The 14,405-nt window shown below is 68.7% G+C and carries 18 protein-coding genes; 6 read left to right on the top strand and 12 right to left on the bottom strand.

Annotated elements, in window-relative coordinates; all coding sequences use genetic code 11:
* Positions 1-15 precede the first annotated feature (15 nt).
* The 8 genes from PVZ77_RS02925 to PVZ77_RS02960 form a co-directional block, all read right to left on the bottom strand.
* On the bottom strand, positions 16-462 hold the full coding sequence (locus tag PVZ77_RS02925; RefSeq protein ID WP_273805388.1) for a curli fiber surface-exposed nucleator CsgB: 447 nt from the start codon (positions 460-462) through the stop codon (positions 16-18).
* A gap of 108 nt (positions 463-570) precedes the next feature.
* Entirely contained in the window at positions 571-1,410 is an 840-nt protein-coding gene (locus PVZ77_RS02930; RefSeq protein WP_017641598.1) for a CsgG/HfaB family protein, read from the bottom strand.
* A gap of 15 nt (positions 1,411-1,425) precedes the next feature.
* Positions 1,426-1,833, bottom strand: coding sequence for a curli assembly protein CsgF (locus tag PVZ77_RS02935; protein WP_273805387.1), 408 nt, complete (start codon positions 1,831-1,833; stop codon positions 1,426-1,428).
* A complete protein-coding gene (gene csgE / locus PVZ77_RS02940) occupies positions 1,830-2,213 on the bottom strand; it encodes a curli production assembly/transport protein CsgE (RefSeq protein WP_133860331.1) in 384 nt (127 codons plus the stop codon). Before csgE ends, PVZ77_RS02935 begins: the two co-directional genes overlap by 4 nt.
* Complete coding sequence (locus PVZ77_RS02945; RefSeq protein ID WP_273805386.1) at positions 2,210-2,830, bottom strand: helix-turn-helix transcriptional regulator; 621 nt, start codon at positions 2,828-2,830, stop codon at positions 2,210-2,212. The genes csgE and PVZ77_RS02945 overlap by 4 nt, the downstream gene beginning before the upstream one ends.
* Positions 2,831-3,057: 227 nt before the next feature.
* A complete protein-coding gene (locus PVZ77_RS02950) occupies positions 3,058-4,068 on the bottom strand; it encodes an SIS domain-containing protein (RefSeq protein WP_273805812.1) in 1,011 nt (336 codons plus the stop codon).
* A gap of 114 nt (positions 4,069-4,182) precedes the next feature.
* Positions 4,183-5,619 (bottom strand): sigma-54-dependent transcriptional regulator, encoded by a 1,437-nt coding sequence (locus tag PVZ77_RS02955; RefSeq protein WP_273805385.1) that lies wholly within the window; start codon positions 5,617-5,619, stop codon positions 4,183-4,185.
* Between the two features lie 31 nt (positions 5,620-5,650).
* Entirely contained in the window at positions 5,651-7,465 is a 1,815-nt protein-coding gene (locus tag PVZ77_RS02960) for a sensor histidine kinase (RefSeq protein WP_133860335.1), read from the bottom strand.
* Between the two features lie 198 nt (positions 7,466-7,663).
* Between PVZ77_RS02960 and PVZ77_RS02965 the strand changes: the two genes are divergently transcribed.
* The 4 genes from PVZ77_RS02965 (at position 7,664) to PVZ77_RS02980 (ending at position 10,131) form a co-directional block, all read left to right on the top strand.
* Positions 7,664-7,861, top strand: a complete 198-nt coding sequence (locus PVZ77_RS02965; RefSeq protein WP_273805384.1) for a hypothetical protein — start codon at positions 7,664-7,666, stop codon at positions 7,859-7,861.
* Between the two features lie 70 nt (positions 7,862-7,931).
* Positions 7,932-8,180 carry a hypothetical protein gene (locus tag PVZ77_RS02970; protein WP_273805383.1) on the top strand — a complete coding sequence of 83 codons (249 nt, stop codon included), beginning with the start codon at positions 7,932-7,934 and terminating at the stop codon, positions 8,178-8,180.
* Positions 8,181-8,288: 108 nt separating this feature from the next.
* Positions 8,289-9,620 carry a 2-oxoadipate dioxygenase/decarboxylase HglS gene (gene hglS, locus PVZ77_RS02975; protein ID WP_273805382.1) on the top strand — a complete coding sequence of 444 codons (1,332 nt, stop codon included), beginning with the start codon at positions 8,289-8,291 and terminating at the stop codon, positions 9,618-9,620.
* Between the two features lie 61 nt (positions 9,621-9,681).
* Positions 9,682-10,131 carry an Lrp/AsnC family transcriptional regulator gene (locus tag PVZ77_RS02980; protein WP_273805381.1) on the top strand — a complete coding sequence of 150 codons (450 nt, stop codon included), beginning with the start codon at positions 9,682-9,684 and terminating at the stop codon, positions 10,129-10,131.
* Between the two features lie 46 nt (positions 10,132-10,177).
* Here the strand turns inward: PVZ77_RS02980 and PVZ77_RS02985 are convergent, their stop codons facing one another.
* The 3 genes from PVZ77_RS02985 to PVZ77_RS02995 form a co-directional block, all read right to left on the bottom strand.
* Positions 10,178-10,711 (bottom strand): DUF924 family protein, encoded by a 534-nt coding sequence (locus tag PVZ77_RS02985; protein ID WP_273805380.1) that lies wholly within the window; start codon positions 10,709-10,711, stop codon positions 10,178-10,180.
* 39 nt (positions 10,712-10,750) lie between these two features.
* Entirely contained in the window at positions 10,751-11,509 is a 759-nt protein-coding gene (locus PVZ77_RS02990; protein WP_273805379.1) for an SDR family oxidoreductase, read from the bottom strand.
* A gap of 158 nt (positions 11,510-11,667) precedes the next feature.
* A complete protein-coding gene (locus PVZ77_RS02995) occupies positions 11,668-12,297 on the bottom strand; it encodes a glutathione S-transferase family protein (protein WP_273805378.1) in 630 nt (209 codons plus the stop codon).
* A gap of 76 nt (positions 12,298-12,373) precedes the next feature.
* Between PVZ77_RS02995 and PVZ77_RS03000 the strand changes: the two genes are divergently transcribed.
* Together PVZ77_RS03000 and PVZ77_RS03005 are read left to right on the top strand one after the other, a co-directional pair.
* Positions 12,374-12,964, top strand: coding sequence for a TetR/AcrR family transcriptional regulator (locus tag PVZ77_RS03000; protein ID WP_273805377.1), 591 nt, complete (start codon positions 12,374-12,376; stop codon positions 12,962-12,964).
* 37 nt (positions 12,965-13,001) lie between these two features.
* Entirely contained in the window at positions 13,002-13,490 is a 489-nt protein-coding gene (locus PVZ77_RS03005) for a GNAT family N-acetyltransferase (protein ID WP_273805376.1), read from the top strand.
* Here PVZ77_RS03005 and PVZ77_RS03010 read toward each other — a convergent pair.
* A complete protein-coding gene (locus tag PVZ77_RS03010) occupies positions 13,487-14,383 on the bottom strand; it encodes an alpha/beta hydrolase (protein WP_273805375.1) in 897 nt (298 codons plus the stop codon). The two genes, PVZ77_RS03005 and PVZ77_RS03010, sit on opposite strands and share 4 nt — an antisense overlap.
* Positions 14,384-14,405: the final 22 nt, after the last annotated feature.

Raw genomic sequence — 14,405 nt, forward strand, 5'->3', positions numbered from 1 at the left:
TCTCCATGAGTGCCATCAGCGGTACTGACGTATCACCGTGTTCTGGTTGCTTCCGTACTGGACGATGCGGCTGGACAGGCCCGATCCGTGCTGTTCGATGCGGGCGTTGCCCTGGACGCCGACTTGCAGGATGTCGGCCTGGTTGCCGCTGCCGACCTGCTCGATGCTTGCGACGTTGCCGTAGCCGCCCTGGAGGATGACCGCGCTCAGCTCCGTGCCGTCCTGCAGGATGCGGGCTTCCTGGGCGGCGCCGCTCTGGGCGACCTGAGCGCGTAGCGCGGTGCCACGCTGGTCGATGAGCGCCTGGTTGCCTACGCCGAGCTGGCGGATGGCTGCATCGCGCCCGGCTGCGGGCGCCTGACCCAGGTCGCCGGTCTCCATGAGATCGGCGGCCGACGCCAGGGCGTCCAGGCCGAATGTCAGGGCAAGGACCATGGCCAGGCCGCGGGTTGGGCTGCGCATCTCTGTCACCGTCATTGCCTAAGATTCTCCGCTTGGCATTGTCCGGAGCCGCCTGGCGCATCGCTATCGCTCCAGGGAGCGAATCCCGCGGGGCCGGCGGCTTAATCCCTAGCGCCGGGTCGGCTCCAGGTACTTGGTCAGCGCCGGGTCCCGCGGATCGCGGCCGTCGGCCACCAGCCACAGGCGCCGCTCCACGCCCTGGGCGACCAGATGGGCGACCGCCGCCTCGATGGCCGAGAGCACGCAGAGCTGCGCCGGCTCGTTGGTGGTGTAGCCGGACTCGGCTTCGAGCAGCTTCTTGAATTCGATGAACTTGAAGACGCCGGCCTGGCGCCCGATGGAATAGATGGTCTTGGAGGTCATGACATTGGCCAGCACCCGACCGCTGCGGGTATCGATGGCACGCAGATTGACCGTGACCTGATCCACCCGGTACTCCTCGGACAGGCCGATGCCCAGGTAGCGGGCTCCCTCGCCGCCGCTGCGGACGTTGGTGTCGTAGGCCACCACGCCGCCTTCGAGCAGCAGGTTGGCCGCCTGCAGCGACGGCAGCGCCTGCTGCAGATTCTCCGGCAGGTCCGGCTTGTTCTGGGTGGCACGGATGATCTTGCGCTCGGTCAGCAGATTCTGCAGGCCCTCGCGTTCGAGCACCACGAACCAGCCACTGGCCTGCAGGGCGTCCACCAGCATGCTGCCGGCGCCCTGGGTCACGGCGGTGGAAAAGGAGCTGGCCGGATTGGGCTTGTACTGCCCGGTCTGGTCGCGGAAGCCGTAGACGGCGGCCACCAGCGGGCCCTTGGGCGGCGGCAGCGCCAGCAGGTCATAGTAGGTGGAGGCGCGCGGCGTCAGGGTCGGGGCGGCGTTCTGTTCGGCGGGCATGGGGTCGCGCACGCAACCGGTCAGGACGAGGGCGGCGGTCAGGGCCGCCGCCAGGGAAAAGGCGTTCATGGCAGGCATCCGTGCTCAGGGTTGGTTGAAGCCGTTGACGGAGATTTCCGAAATCTCCCCGGTCCCGCGGTCGGTGATCTGCACGGTCAGGCTGCCGGAGTCGTCGACGATGTTGACGATGAACTGGTCGGTGGACAGCGTGCCCGAGTTGCCGTCCTTGATGTCGGTCAGCACCTGGGACAGCAGCCGCGATTCCAGCTGGCTGGTGAAGCGTTCCAGGGGCGACTGGCTGCTGGCGCTGCTGCGCAGGTCGGGATCCTTGTGGCGATCCTGGGCGGTGGCGTTGTTCAGCAGGTAGGTGCCATTGAGCGGATTGCCGCCAAAGGACGGATTCACCGGCGAGTAGACCAGCTCGGTCGCCATGGCCGGGGCGACGCCCAGGGTGCAGAGCAGGGGCAGGGCCTTCCAGGCGTGCGCGTTCATAACTCGTCCTTATCCATGTCGAAAGTATCCTGCAGCAGATTTTCCAGGCGCCGGCGGGTGATGCCCTCGTGGACCTGGTCCGCCGCGGCGTAGGCGGCATCCTTCAGTTCGCTGTTGTTGGGCGGAATGAACTGCCGGTAGAGCAGCCGCTGCTCGTACTCCACCCAGACCAGGCTGCCCCAGCGCGCCGAGGGCCGTTCGCGCACCACCAGGTTGAAGTCCAGGTCGGTGGTATCGGTCAGGCGGTCGGCGAAATGGCGATAGAAGTCATGGCCGAAGCGGGAGATGGTGTTGTCCACCAGCAGTCCCTGGATCAGCTCGCCCTCGGCCCGCAGCGGTCCGGCCAGCAGCAGGCCGAGCAGCAGCCAGGCCGCCTTCATCCCGACAGGTCCTGCCCGGCATGGAAGCGCAGCGCCGCCTCGGCGCGATTGGCCGCACCGGTCTTGCGCAGCAGGTTGTGCATGTGGCTCTTGACCGTATGGGTGCTCAGGCACAGCGCCTCGCCGATGGCGGCGTTGGACAGCCCGCGACCGACCAGCCGGAGGATCTCCCGCTCGCGCCGGGTCAGGCCGTCGGCGGCGATGCTGGGGCGCTCGCGGGAGCGCCGCAGCAGGTGGGCCAGGATGGCGCGGGGCAGCCAGTCCTCGCCGGCCAGCAGTGCGCCCAGACCCTGCAGCAGCTGGTCGCGGCTGGCCTGGGGGGCGAACACGCCCTGGATGGCGGGAAAGCGTTCGACCCAGGGCAGGGCCTGTTCGAGGCTGGCGTTGAGAAAGGCCACCGTGACCGCCGGCGCCAGGCTTTCCAGCCAGCGCTCCAGCGGCGCCTCGGGCACGCTGCCGAGATCGACCAGTACCAGGCTGGTCCCGCCGGCCGCTTCCAGCTCGCGGGCGCAGCTGAGCTCGATGCCGTGGCGTTCTTCGAGAAAGGGTTTGAGCAGTTCTGCCAGGAGGACGTTTCTCGTCGTCAGGCAGACCTTGCTCGCAGGTATCGCGCGCATGTCCATATGGGCTGTCTCATCATCCGTTGCGCGAACGCTGAGACAAATCGCCGGGAGCGACAAGAAAAAACTGACCGATTTCCAGCGACTTACCGGCTCTGTGGACCGCTTGGCAGATTACCCGTCGACCAGCCGTCGGCGACTAGCTCCAAAGACTTAGCTCTCTGGATGGAGCGGGTAATCCAGGCGCTCTGCAAGCGGCAGCGCCTGGACGAGCGATCACCGCCTCAGCGGGTGAGGGTGACCTTGCGCAGGTGGCGCGGCTGGTCCGGATCCTGGCCCCGGGCCTCGGCCAGCAGTGCGACCAGGCGATAGAAGCTCTGGATCGCCAGCAGGCCGTCCAGGTCCGGATGACCGGCGACGGCGAGGGGCAGGTCGCGCTCGGCGATCTCGTCCGGCGCGGCCAGCAGCACCCGTGCACCGCGTCCGCGCAGGTCCCGCGCCAGTTGCAGCAGACCGGCCTGCTCGGGGCCGCGCAGGGCGAAGATCAGCAGCGGATAGCCACGCTCCACCAGCGCCAGGGGACCGTGCTGCAATTCCGCGCCGCTGAAGGCCTCGCCCTGCAGCGCCGAGGTTTCCTTGAGCTTGAGCGCGGCCTCCTGGGCAATGGCGAAGCCCGGCCCGCGGCCGACCACCATGCAGCGCTCGGCGTCGCGCAGGACGGTCAGGGCCGGCGCCCAGCTCAGTTCGGCCGCGCGATCCAGGGCTTCCGGCAGGGCCAAGCCCGCCGCCAGCAGCGTCTCGTCCTGCTGCCAGTGGGCGATCAGCCGGGCGGCGGCGGCCAGGGTGGCGATGAAGCTCTTGGTGGCGGCGACGCTGCGCTCGGGACCGGCCTGTACGCCGATGGCATGGCGGCAGGCCAGGGCCAGCGGCGAGTCGATCTCGTTGACCAGGGCTGCGGTACGGGCGCCGTAGCGATCCAGGGCGGACAGCGTCTCGATCAGATCGGGACTGCGTCCGGACTGGGAAAAGCCCAAGGCGAGCTGGCCTTCGACGCGCAGCGGCGCCTGGCGCAGGGTCACCAGCGAAGGCGGCAGGGACAGCACCGGCAGCCCCAGGTGGGCCATCGCCAGGTAGGCGAAATAACTGGCCGCATGGTCCGAGCTGCCACGCGCCACGGTCAGCGCCAGTTGCGGCGGATTGGCCCTGAGGTCGTCGGCCAGCGCCGCCAGGGCCTGGTCGATGGTCGCCAGTTGGCGAGCGACCGCCGCGCCACTGGCGGCAGCTTCTGCGAGCATGAGCGAGGTCAAGAGGGTCTCCTTGCGCGAATGCCTGTTGCACGCCGCCTGTTGCACGACGCCTGAGTCCCTCACTCTGCCACTCGCGATCAGGCGCGACCAGCCGACCTTGGCCTAGTCGCCTTCGTCCGCTGCGCCGCCAGTGAACTGCAGGTCGTGCTTGCGCAGCTTGTCGGACAGCGTCTTGCGCGGCAGGCCGAGGGCTTCGGCCAGGCTGCGCAGGGAGGCATGGGGCCGGGCCAATTCGCGCTGGATGAGTTCGCGCTCGAAGGCCTCGACCTGTTCGCCCAGCCCAGCGGCCAGGGCTGACGCCGCCGGCGCCGCCATCACCGGGGCCGCGGCCACGGGCGGCGCGGCCATGGGCGCCAGGGGCGCATAGGCGCTGTTGTCCAGCGCCAGCTCCAGCCCCAGGGCGAAGCGCTCGGCGGCGTTCTGCAATTCGCGCACGTTGCCCGGCCAGCTGTGGGCGATGAGGGCCGCGCGCTGCTCGGCATCGGCTTCGCGCAGGGGGGTGCCATGGCGCTGGGCGGCGGCCAGAGCGAAGTGGCGGAACAGCGGCAGGATGTCTTCGCTGCGCTCGCGCAGGGCGGGAATGCGCAGGGTGGCGACATTGAGCCGGTAGTAGAGGTCGGCGCGGAAGCGGCCCTGGTCGGCGGCCTGGCGCAAGTCTTCCTTGGTGGCGGCGACCACCCGGATATCCAGCGGGATCTGCTGGTTGGAGCCGAGTCGCTCGACCTTGCGCTCCTGCAGCAGGCGCAGCAGCTTGACCTGGACATCCAGGCTCATGCTCTCGATCTCGTCGAGAAAGAGGGTGCCGCCGCTGGCGTATTCGAACTTGCCGATGCGTCTTTTCTGGGCGCCGGTGAAGGCGCCCTGTTCATGGCCGAAGAGTTCGCTCTCCACCACGGATTCGGCCAGGGCCCCGGCGTTGATGGCGACGAAGGGGCCGTCGCGACGATTCGACAGATCGTGCAGGGCGCGGGCCACCACCTCCTTGCCGGCGCCAGTCTCGCCATGGATCAGCACATCGGCCTGGGTCGCGGCGAGGGCGCCGATCTGATCGCGCAGCCGCGCCATGCCCGGGGTCTGGCCGATCAGCCGGGTCTGCAGTTCATGGCGCTCGGCGAGGGCCAGGCGCAGGCTGCGGTTCTCCAGCACCAGATGGCGGGCGCCCAGGGCGCGGCGCACGCTGTCGATCAGGGCGTCGTTGGCGAAGGGCTTTTCCAGGAAGTCATAGGCCCCGGCGCGCATGGCCTGCACCGCCAGGGGCACGTCGCCGTGGCCGGTGATCAGCACCACCGGCAATTCGGCGTCACGCTGGTGCAACTGGGCCAGCAACTCCAGGCCATCGATGCCGGGCATGCGGATGTCGCTGACCACCACGCCGGGCCAGTCGCGCACGGCCGCCAGCTCCAGCTCGCGGGCGTCGGCCAGGGTCGTCACCTTGAAACCGGCCAGGTCCAGGGTCTGGCTCAGCGCCAGGCGCAGGTGGGCGTCGTCGTCGATCAGCAGGATCTGGCTGGCGGGATCGAAGGGGGGCAGGGCACTCATGACTGGGACCTAAAAGTGGAGGGCGGGACGGTCAACCGCGGACTTCTTCCTGGGGCACCGAGGCGACCCCCGGCTTGCCGTGCAGCAGATAGAGACGTACCTCGGCGCCACCGTCGCCATGGTTGGACAGGTGCAGGTGGCCACCGAGGGTTCGCAACAGGTTATCGCAGATCGCCAGGCCCAGGCCGAGGCCCTGGGCGGTGGCCTTGGTGGTGAAGAAGGGTTCGTGGGCGCGGGCCAGGGCCTCGCTGGAAAAGCCCGGACCGTTGTCTCTCAGGATCAGGGTCACGCCGCGCTCGTCGATGCTCGTGGTCAGCCACAGCCGGCGGGTGCTGGTCTTTTCCGCCAGGGCGTCGAGGGCATTGCTCAGCAGGTTGCTGATGATCTGGCGCAGGCGGGTTTCGCCGGCCTGCACCCACAGCGGCGCATCGGGCAGGTCGCGGATCAGCTCCACCTGCATGGCCCGGCGCCGCGCGGCGACCAGCGCCAGGGCGTCTTCCAGGGCGCCCTGCAGAACCACGCTCTCCGGCGCACGGCGGGCGCCACGGGCATAGGCCTTGAGGTGGGCGATGATGTTGGCCATCCGCGTGGTCAGCTCGCCGATCAGCTTGAGATTGCCGCGGGCGTCGTCCAGCCGATCGTGGTCGAGCAGCACTACGGCGTTTTCCGTGTAGCTGCGGATGGCCGCCAGCGGCTGGTTGAGTTCGTGGCTGATGCTGGCCGACATGGTTCCCAGCGCCGACAGCTTGCCGGCCTGCACGGCTTCGTCCTGGGCGCGCATGAGTTCGCGCTGGGCCTGCTCGCGGTCGTGCACCTCCTGCTGCAGCCGCGCGTTGAGCGTCTGCAGGTCGCGGGTGCGCTCCTCCACGTTCAGCTCCAGATCACGCTTGGCCCGGGCATCCAGCGCCAGGCGCTCGATGAAGTGGCGCCGTCTCAGGGTCATAACCACCAGCAGCAGGAGCAGCGCCAGCAGGGTCGCCGCGCCGACATAGAGGGCACTGCGCACCTGCCGCTCGACCATCTCCCGTGGTGCCAGGATCTGTGCGTTCCAGCCGACCTCGTCGAGGTTGCGGGTCTGGGTCAGCCAGTCCCCGGGCACCAGGGTCAGGGGCGCTGGATTGGTGGTGGGGTAGGGCCGGTTGGCATTGACCTGCTCGCGCTGGCGCTCGTCCAGCGGATGGGTGGCGCGAAAGCGCCAGGCGTCATGGGAGGTAAGGATGACCACGCCCAGGTCATCGGTGACCAGCAACTGCTCGGGCGCATTGCCCCAGAGCTTTTCCGCGCTGTCCAGGTCGACCTTGACCACCACCACGCCAATGGCCCGGGTGCCATCGCGCACGGCGGCGGCGAAATAGTAGCCGCGCTTGCTGGAAGTGGTGCCGAGACCGAAGAAGCGGCCCGGCTGGCCCTGCATGGCCGCCTTGTAATAGGGCCGGAAGGAGAAGTCGCGACCGACGAAGCTGTCCGCCTGGCGATAGTTGGAACTGGCCAGGCAGGTGCCGTCGTCCTGCATCAGGTAGATGACGTCCGCCCCGGTGCGCTGACGGATGTCTTCCAGCATCTGGCTGGCGGCGTCCTGCGCCGTGCTGTCGCCCTGGCCTTCCAGGGCATGGCGCAGCACCGGCAGATCGCCCAGCAGGTCCGGCAGCACCTCGTAGCGCCGCAGCGTGCCCAGCAGGTTGGCGACATAGAGATCCAGGGTCTGGCCGTTCTGCTCGCCCAGTTGCGCCTCGTAATAGTGCTGGGCCGCGTAGCGCAGCGGAATCAGCAGCAGCGTCAGACCCAGCGCCAGCAGCAGCAGGCTGCTCCAGCGGGGGCGCTTGGGAAGGTGAGGACTCTTGGGCATGCGCGGCTACGATCAGGGGGCGTCCCGGCATTATGCCCAAGCCGGGACCCCGGCGAAGGGGTCGCCAGACCGTTAACGCCTTGGCAGTCGACTGAAATATCTTGTTACCAATGGTCCCGGCTGTGGACTAGGACACGGTTTTGCCGGGCAAAAGGCGGCTAACTGAACCTGCAATCAGCCACCGAAGGAGTGACTTCCATGAAAAGCACCACCCTCTGCCTGACCCTCGCCGGCCTGCTGGCCACCTCTGCCGCCTTCGCCCAGACGGCACCCGCCGATCCGGCATCTCCGCCTGCCGCGACGGGCAGCCCGGCCAAGACCGGCAAGCAGGCCGCCACCCACCACAAGAAGGTGGCGCACAAGAAGGTCCACAAGGCCAGCACCAGCGGCAGCTGATCCACGGCGCGGCACCTCCCTGCGCGGGAGGTGCCTAAAGGGGAGTGAATCCGTCCAGAGGAGTCCTCCCATGCGCACGTCCCCCCTGCTTCCCGCCCTGATCCTGGGCCTCAGCCTGTCCGGCGCCGCCCTGGCCCAGACCAGCCCGACCAACCCCCCGGCCACCCCTGCGCGGCCCGATCCCACCAGCACCCACGGTATGGAAAAGGCGCCCAGCACCGGCGTCGGCGCGGCCGACAACGGCTCCAGTGGCGGTTCGGGCAGTGCTACCGGCACCGATCACGTGAAGAAGCCCAAGACCCAGCACAAGGCTCACTGAGGCATCCCGCCCATTCCCCCGGGGAATGATCCAATGAGCAAAGATCGCTTGAGCAGCCTGCGCGGGCATGTCGAAATCGGCTTCTAGCCTGAGCCAGGAGCCGCTCCCATGACCGCCGCGTCGCTGCTTTCCCCGGATCTGATCCGCACCCGCTTTTCCCAGGCCATGTCGGCGATGTACCGCCAGGAGGTTCCCCAGTACGGCACCCTGCTGGAACTGGTCGCCGAGGTGAACGCCGGACAACCGGGCTTCGCCGGCGACTCCGCGGAGCGCCTGGATCTGGAGCGCCATGGTGCCATTCGCGTCGGCACGGCCGCCGAGCTGGCCACCTTGCGTCGTCTGTTCGCCGTGATGGGCATGCAGCCGGTCGGCTACTACGACCTCAGCGTGGCCGGGGTGCCGGTGCATTCCACCGCCTTCCGCCCGGTAGCACCGGCCGCCCTGCAGATCAATCCCTTCCGCGTCTTCACCTCGCTGCTGCGCCTGGAGCTGATCGAGGACGCCGAGCTGCGCCAGCTGGCCGAAGGGGTGCTGAACGAGCGCCGCATCTTTACCCTGGGTACGCTGGAACTGATCGAGCGCGCCGAGGCCCAGGGCGGGCTGACCGATGCCGAGGCGGATGCCTTCGTCCAGGAAGCCCTGGAGACCTTTCGCTGGCACCGCGAGGCCAATGTCGACGCCAGCCTCTACCACCGCCTGCACGATGCCCACCGCCTGATCGCCGACGTAGTCTGCTTCAAGGGTCCGCACATCAACCACCTGACCCCGCGCACCCTCGACATCGACGCCGTCCAGTCCCGGATGCCCGCCCGCGGCATCGCGCCCAAGGAAACCATCGAGGGGCCGCCTCGTCGCCAGTGCCCCATCCTGCTGCGCCAGACCAGCTTCAAGGCGCTGGAAGAACCCATCCTCTTCCAGGGCGAGGTCCAGGGTTCGCACACGGCGCGCTTCGGCGAGATCGAGCAGCGCGGCATCGCCCTCACGCCGGCCGGTCGCCAGCGCTACGATGAACTCCTGCAGGAGGTCCGCCAGCGCAGCAAGGCGGCTGGCAGTGACTATGCAACCGTGCTGGCCGAGGTGTTCCAGGCGCTGCCCGACAACTGGGACGAGCTGCGCCGTCAGGGGCTGGCCTGGTTCCGCTATCGCGCTGCGCCCGGCAGCCAGGCGGAGACCGCTAACCGCGATCCCGAGACCCTGATCGCCGCCGGCCAGCTCCTCGCCGATCCCATCACCTACGAAGACTTCCTGCCGGTCAGCGCCGCGGGCATCTTCCAGTCCAACCTGGGGGCCGGCAGCCAGCAGGAATACCAGAGCGGCGGCAATCGCGCCGCCTTCGAAGCCGCCCTGGGTGCGCCGGTGCTCGACGAGATGGCGCTGTACGAACGCCAGCAGCAGGAATCCCTGGACACCGCCCTGGCTGCCCTCGGCCGCCCCGCCTAGAATGGCGGCTCCCGCGTCGGCGGCCCCAGGCCCCGACGCCCGCCCCCGGCAGGCAGCCACGATGTTCACCAAACTCGATCCGACCGACTGGCAGCTCATCCACCTGCTGCAGCAGAACGCCCGCGCCTCCAACGCCACCCTGGCCCGCCAGCTGGGCCTGGCGCGTACCACCGTGGTCACCCGTCTGGCGCGCCTGGAGCGCGACGGCATCATCCAGGGCTACGGCCTGCGCCTGGGCTCCGAGCTGGAACAGGCCGCCGTGCGCGCTTACTGCGCCATCAGCGTCCTGCCGCGCAGCACCGCCGGTGTCATCCGCGCCCTGGAAAAGATGGTCGAGGTCGAGGAAGTCTCCTCGGTCAGCGGCCAGTTCGACTACCTGGCCTTCCTGCGCTGCACCACCCACGAAAAGCTCGACGATCTGCTCGACCGCATCGGCAACCTCGACGGGGTCAAGCAGACGCAGACGTCGATCATCCTGAATCGGAAGATCGATCGGCGTTTGGGTACTTGATAGCCTGGCCTTCTTGGAGCTCACCAGAAGTACCTTTACTGATTGTTTAAAAGCCGCCACCTGCGTTTAACCATGCCTGTTCGTCCGGAGTGTTGAGCCGGCCTAAGACATGATTTCGGTGCGGAAAACGACCGAAGCGAACGATCACCTCAAGATGAGCCTCCGCATAGTGCCGGTAGTGCTCGATCCCCAGCGCCTCGAACAAGGCGAGCGAGCGCTGCTGATCGGCCAGGACTTCGGAGTGCTCGAACGGCAGATAGAAAAAGGCGCGCGCCTCGGCTTCGACCTGCTGATCCAGACCGGCGTCGATCGCCTGTCGCGCATGCTGCAGGGCCAGGCCGTCGGTGGCGAAGGCGTGGCCGCTGTGGCGGAAGATATTGCGCGGGATCTGGTCGAGCAGCAGGCACAGGGCCAGGGCGCCTTCGGCGCCGTCGATCCAGTCATCGCACTCACGGCGGCTGGCAGCGAAGTGCATGACCTCGAAACGCGAGCGGCACTCGGCGTCGAAGGCAGGGCCGCCGTTGAACCACTGGCGCCGGCCGGCGGCGCGCCAGAAGGAGACGACTTCGGCTGGATTCATTTCCTGCTCCCTTTCTGATCGGGTTCTACGCGGAACCCCTCAGCCCCGGCCCACATAGGGCATCTTGGTCGCCATCACCGTGAGGGTCTGGACGTTGGCGTCCAGCGGCAGGCTGGCCATGTAGCGGACGGCGTCGGCGACGTGCCTGACATCCATGCGCGGCTCCACGGCGGTGCTGCCATCGGCCTGGAGCACGCCGTTGGCCATGCGCTCGGTCATCTCGGTGACGGCGTTGCCGATGTCGATCTGGCCGCAGGCGATATCGAAGGCGCGGCCGTCGAGGGCCAGGGCCTTGGTCAGCCCGGCCACGGCATGCTTGGTGGCGGTATAGGGCGCGCTGAAGGGCCTGGGCGTGTGCGCCGAGATGGAGCCATTGTTGATGATGCGTCCGCCACGGGGTGTCTGCTCGCGCATCAGGGCGAAGGCCGCGCGGCTGCAGAGAAAGACGCCGGTGAGGTTGGTGTTGACCGCCCGGTGCCAGGCGTCCAGTTCCAGCTCGTCGATGGGCACCGCCGGGGCGCCGACGCCGGCATTGTTGAACAGCAGGTCCAGGCGACCGTAGGTGTCGCGGATGCGGGCGAACAGCGCCTCGACGCTGGCGGCATCGGTGACGTCGCAGGGTACCGCCAGGGCTTCGCCGCCCTGTTGCCGGGCTTCTTCGGCGAGCGCCTCCAGGGGTTCAGTACGGCGCGCGGCGAGGACCACGCGGAAGCCGTCCTGCAGCAGACCGAGGGCGACGGCGCGGCCGATACCCTGGGAGGCACCGGTGACGAGGGCGATGGGGTGGACGGTGGTCATGGGCGGTCCTTGGGCGGGGAAGGAGCTTCCAAGGCTAGCAGGTAGGGAGCGGGTGGTGGGCGCCCCCTCACCCTGGCCCTCTCCCGCAGGGAGAGGGGATGGCTACGGTGTGTTGGGGAGGTAGGTGGTCCCTGGTAGCTCCAGTGGCTGTCGTGGGCTCAACGGAGCTTGGAGTCCGTCGCCACCAGGATCGCCTGGCCGGAGGGGCGCGCGCGTAGGCGGTCGAGATAGGCGGCGAGGCGGGGCCAGGTCGTCTGCCAGTGGAGGTCGGGCAGGGGCTCCAGGTAGTCGAGCATGGGCCCCAGCAGGGCATCGGGCAGGCTGAATTCGGCGCCGCAGAGAAAGCTCTGGTTGCCCAGCTGGCGATCGAGTACGGCCAGGGTCGCGTCGACGTCGGCCAGGGCGCGCTGCTGCTCTTCCAGCGTCTGGAAGGGGGCGGGTCGTGGCCCGGCGATCCGTAGCAGATAGCGACGGACCAGGCGGGCATCCACGGTGGTGAGCAGGGCGCTGCTCCAGGCATCCTGCTCCGGGTTGCCGCCGCGCTCCGGCGAGAGCCGACGATCGAGATGGCGGCAGATGGCGAGGGTTTCGAAGATCCGCTGGTCACCGTCTAGCAGCACCGGCACCTGGCCGAAGGGGTGCAGCGCCAGATGGGCCTCGCTGCGCCAGGCGATGGCCTGGCCGTCAGGGGCGAGGCCACAGGGCAGCTCCAGGCCCTGTTCCAGGGCATGGAGGCGCACACTGCGCACCAGGGTGCTGAAGGCGGGACCGAAGAGATAGGGCGTCATGCTGCAGGCTCCTTGCAAAGAAGGCCGCATGCTGGCAAAGGAGACCTTATGTTCAAGAACATAATCCGGAGTAGCCATGGCCTGGCCCCTTGATCAGCGCGAGCGGACCCGCCAGCGCATCCTCGACAGCGCCGCCCGCCTGTTCGCCCTCCGGGGCTTCGATGCGGTCGGACTCGATGACCTGATGGCCGACGCCGGTCTCACCCGCGGCGCCTTCTATCACCACTTCCGCACCAAGACCGAGGTCTATGACCAGGCCATCGCCCATGCCGCGCGGATCGGCAGTGCCCGGCTCGACGGTCTCGGTAGCGAAGGCCTCGGGCGGCTGGTCGAGCATTACCTGAGTTGCGAGCATGCCGAAGGCGAAGCGCTGCGCTGTCCGCTGGCCTTTCTGGCAGCCGACGTCACCCATCGGGAGGCCGCCATCCGTGGCAGCTATACCCGCTTCTTCGCGCGCTTCGTCACCCGGCTGGAGCGGGATCTGTCGGGGCCGCCGGCGCGGCGGCGCGCCCGGGCACTGCAGCTGGCCGTCACCCTGATCGGTGGTGTGGCCCTGGCGCGGGCGCTGGATGACGAGGACCTGGCCGAGGAACTCCTGGCGGCCTGTCGCCAGGGGGCCCAGGGCCTGCTGGACGAGGGCGGTGATTTGGCAGCGGCGGCCGGCTAGGCGACACTGGCGGCTCCTTCGTCCGCCGGAGTCATCCATGCAGATTCGCCCCCTCGCCGCCGCCGATTTCGAGCAGGTCTGGCCACTGATCCAGCAGGTCGCCCAGGCCCGGGAGACCTACGCCTACGACCCGGACATGACCCGCGACGACGCCTGGCGCCTCTGGGTAGAGCTCCCGCGGGCGACCTTCGTCGCCGAGCGCGACGGTCAGCTGCTCGGCAGCTACTACCTCAAGGCCAATGCCATGGGGCCGGGCGATCACGTCTGCAACTGCGGCTACATGGTCGCCCCCGCCGCCCGTGGCCAGGGCGTGGCCGGCGCCCTCTGCGAGCACTCCGTGCAGGTAGCTCGCGAACTGGGCTTCCAGGCCATGCAATTCAACTCGGTGGTGGCCAGCAACCAAGTGGCGGTGCGGCTCTGGCAGAAGCATGGCTTCGAGATCGTCGGCACCCTGCCCAGGGCCTATCGCCATGCCAGCCTGGGGCTGGTGGATTGCCTGGTGATGTATCGCTGGCTGGCGGACTAGCGCCACTCGCTCAGCACGGCCTGCAGCGAGGCCGGCAGCATGGGGCCGTGGCCCAGGCCTTCGAGAACCTCGTAGCGCACCCGGATGCCGGGGAGCTGGCCGAGGCGGTCGGCCAGGCGCCGGGTGGCATCGGTGGGGACCTCGCTCTGGAAATGCGCGGGCAGTTCGCGTTCGGCGCCGCCCTGCAGCAGCACCAGGCGGGCCGGATGGGCCTTGAAGCGCTCCTTCAGTTGCTGGTCGTCTTGCGGCAGCACGGTGGGACTCCACCACAGCGAGGGGCTCACGGCGTAGCCCTGGGCGAAGGCGTCCGGGCGGGTGAGCAGGGCGTGGAGGACGAAGAGACCGCCCAGGGAGTGACCCCAGAGTGCGCGCTGGCCCTGATCCAGGGGCAACTGCCGGGCCACCGCCGGTTCCAGGCACTCCAGCAGCCAGGCGAGAAAGACGTCGGCGCCGCCGGTGGCCATCTCGCGAAAGCGTTCGCTGGTAGGCGCGGACGGCGTGTAGTCGTAAGCCCGGCCGGGGCCGTCGATGCGCTTGCCGCCCGTGTAACCCACCGCGACCAGCACGGGCGGCTTGGGCCGCTTGGCCAGGGTATCGAGCAACTCGGCGTTCAGCCCGCCCAGGGCGGCGTTGCCGTCGAGCAGATAGAGCACCGGATAGCCGGCGGCCGGTGCCGGGGTGGCGGGTCGGGCAATCCACACCTGGTAGTGGCGGGCGCCGTCGACGGAATCCAGCTGGAGTTCGCTGAAGGCATAGCCGTGGCCCGGCTGCTGGAGCACCTGGGCGTCCATGGGCTGATCGATGGGACGGGCCTGGCCGGAAGCGGCGAGGGCGAGCAACAGCGGCAGGGCCAGCCAGGCGCTGTGACGGACGGAACGGGGCAAAAGCGACATCAGCGAACAAGACTCATTTCCA

It is taken from the genome of Pseudomonas sp. SHLD1, assembly GCF_028640935.1.
Classification (GTDB): Bacteria; Pseudomonadota; Gammaproteobacteria; order Pseudomonadales; family Pseudomonadaceae; genus Chryseomonas; species Chryseomonas aestiva.

Excerpts from the sequence above, each read along its gene's own strand:
- PVZ77_RS02925 (WP_273805388.1), bottom strand. The coding sequence starts at position 462 with ATGCGCAGCCCAACCCGCGGCCTGGCCATGGTCCTTGCCCTGACATTC.
- PVZ77_RS02930 (WP_017641598.1), bottom strand. The coding sequence starts at position 1,410 with ATGAACGCCTTTTCCCTGGCGGCGGCCCTGACCGCCGCCCTCGTCCTG.
- PVZ77_RS02935 (WP_273805387.1), bottom strand. The coding sequence starts at position 1,833 with ATGAACGCGCACGCCTGGAAGGCCCTGCCCCTGCTCTGCACCCTGGGC.
- csgE (WP_133860331.1), bottom strand. The coding sequence starts at position 2,213 with ATGAAGGCGGCCTGGCTGCTGCTCGGCCTGCTGCTGGCCGGACCGCTG.
- PVZ77_RS02945 (WP_273805386.1), bottom strand. The coding sequence starts at position 2,830 with ATGCGCGCGATACCTGCGAGCAAGGTCTGCCTGACGACGAGAAACGTC.
- PVZ77_RS02950 (WP_273805812.1), bottom strand. The coding sequence starts at position 4,068 with ATGCTCGCAGAAGCTGCCGCCAGTGGCGCGGCGGTCGCTCGCCAACTG.
- PVZ77_RS02955 (WP_273805385.1), bottom strand. The coding sequence starts at position 5,619 with ATGAGTGCCCTGCCCCCCTTCGATCCCGCCAGCCAGATCCTGCTGATC.
- PVZ77_RS02960 (WP_133860335.1), bottom strand. The coding sequence starts at position 7,465 with ATGCCCAAGAGTCCTCACCTTCCCAAGCGCCCCCGCTGGAGCAGCCTG.
- PVZ77_RS02965 (WP_273805384.1), top strand. The coding sequence starts at position 7,664 with ATGAAAAGCACCACCCTCTGCCTGACCCTCGCCGGCCTGCTGGCCACC.
- PVZ77_RS02970 (WP_273805383.1), top strand. The coding sequence starts at position 7,932 with ATGCGCACGTCCCCCCTGCTTCCCGCCCTGATCCTGGGCCTCAGCCTG.
- hglS (WP_273805382.1), top strand. The coding sequence starts at position 8,289 with ATGACCGCCGCGTCGCTGCTTTCCCCGGATCTGATCCGCACCCGCTTT.
- PVZ77_RS02980 (WP_273805381.1), top strand. The coding sequence starts at position 9,682 with ATGTTCACCAAACTCGATCCGACCGACTGGCAGCTCATCCACCTGCTG.
- PVZ77_RS02985 (WP_273805380.1), bottom strand. The coding sequence starts at position 10,711 with ATGAATCCAGCCGAAGTCGTCTCCTTCTGGCGCGCCGCCGGCCGGCGC.
- PVZ77_RS02990 (WP_273805379.1), bottom strand. The coding sequence starts at position 11,509 with ATGACCACCGTCCACCCCATCGCCCTCGTCACCGGTGCCTCCCAGGGT.
- PVZ77_RS02995 (WP_273805378.1), bottom strand. The coding sequence starts at position 12,297 with ATGACGCCCTATCTCTTCGGTCCCGCCTTCAGCACCCTGGTGCGCAGT.
- PVZ77_RS03000 (WP_273805377.1), top strand. The coding sequence starts at position 12,374 with ATGGCCTGGCCCCTTGATCAGCGCGAGCGGACCCGCCAGCGCATCCTC.
- PVZ77_RS03005 (WP_273805376.1), top strand. The coding sequence starts at position 13,002 with ATGCAGATTCGCCCCCTCGCCGCCGCCGATTTCGAGCAGGTCTGGCCA.
- PVZ77_RS03010 (WP_273805375.1), bottom strand. The coding sequence starts at position 14,383 with ATGTCGCTTTTGCCCCGTTCCGTCCGTCACAGCGCCTGGCTGGCCCTG.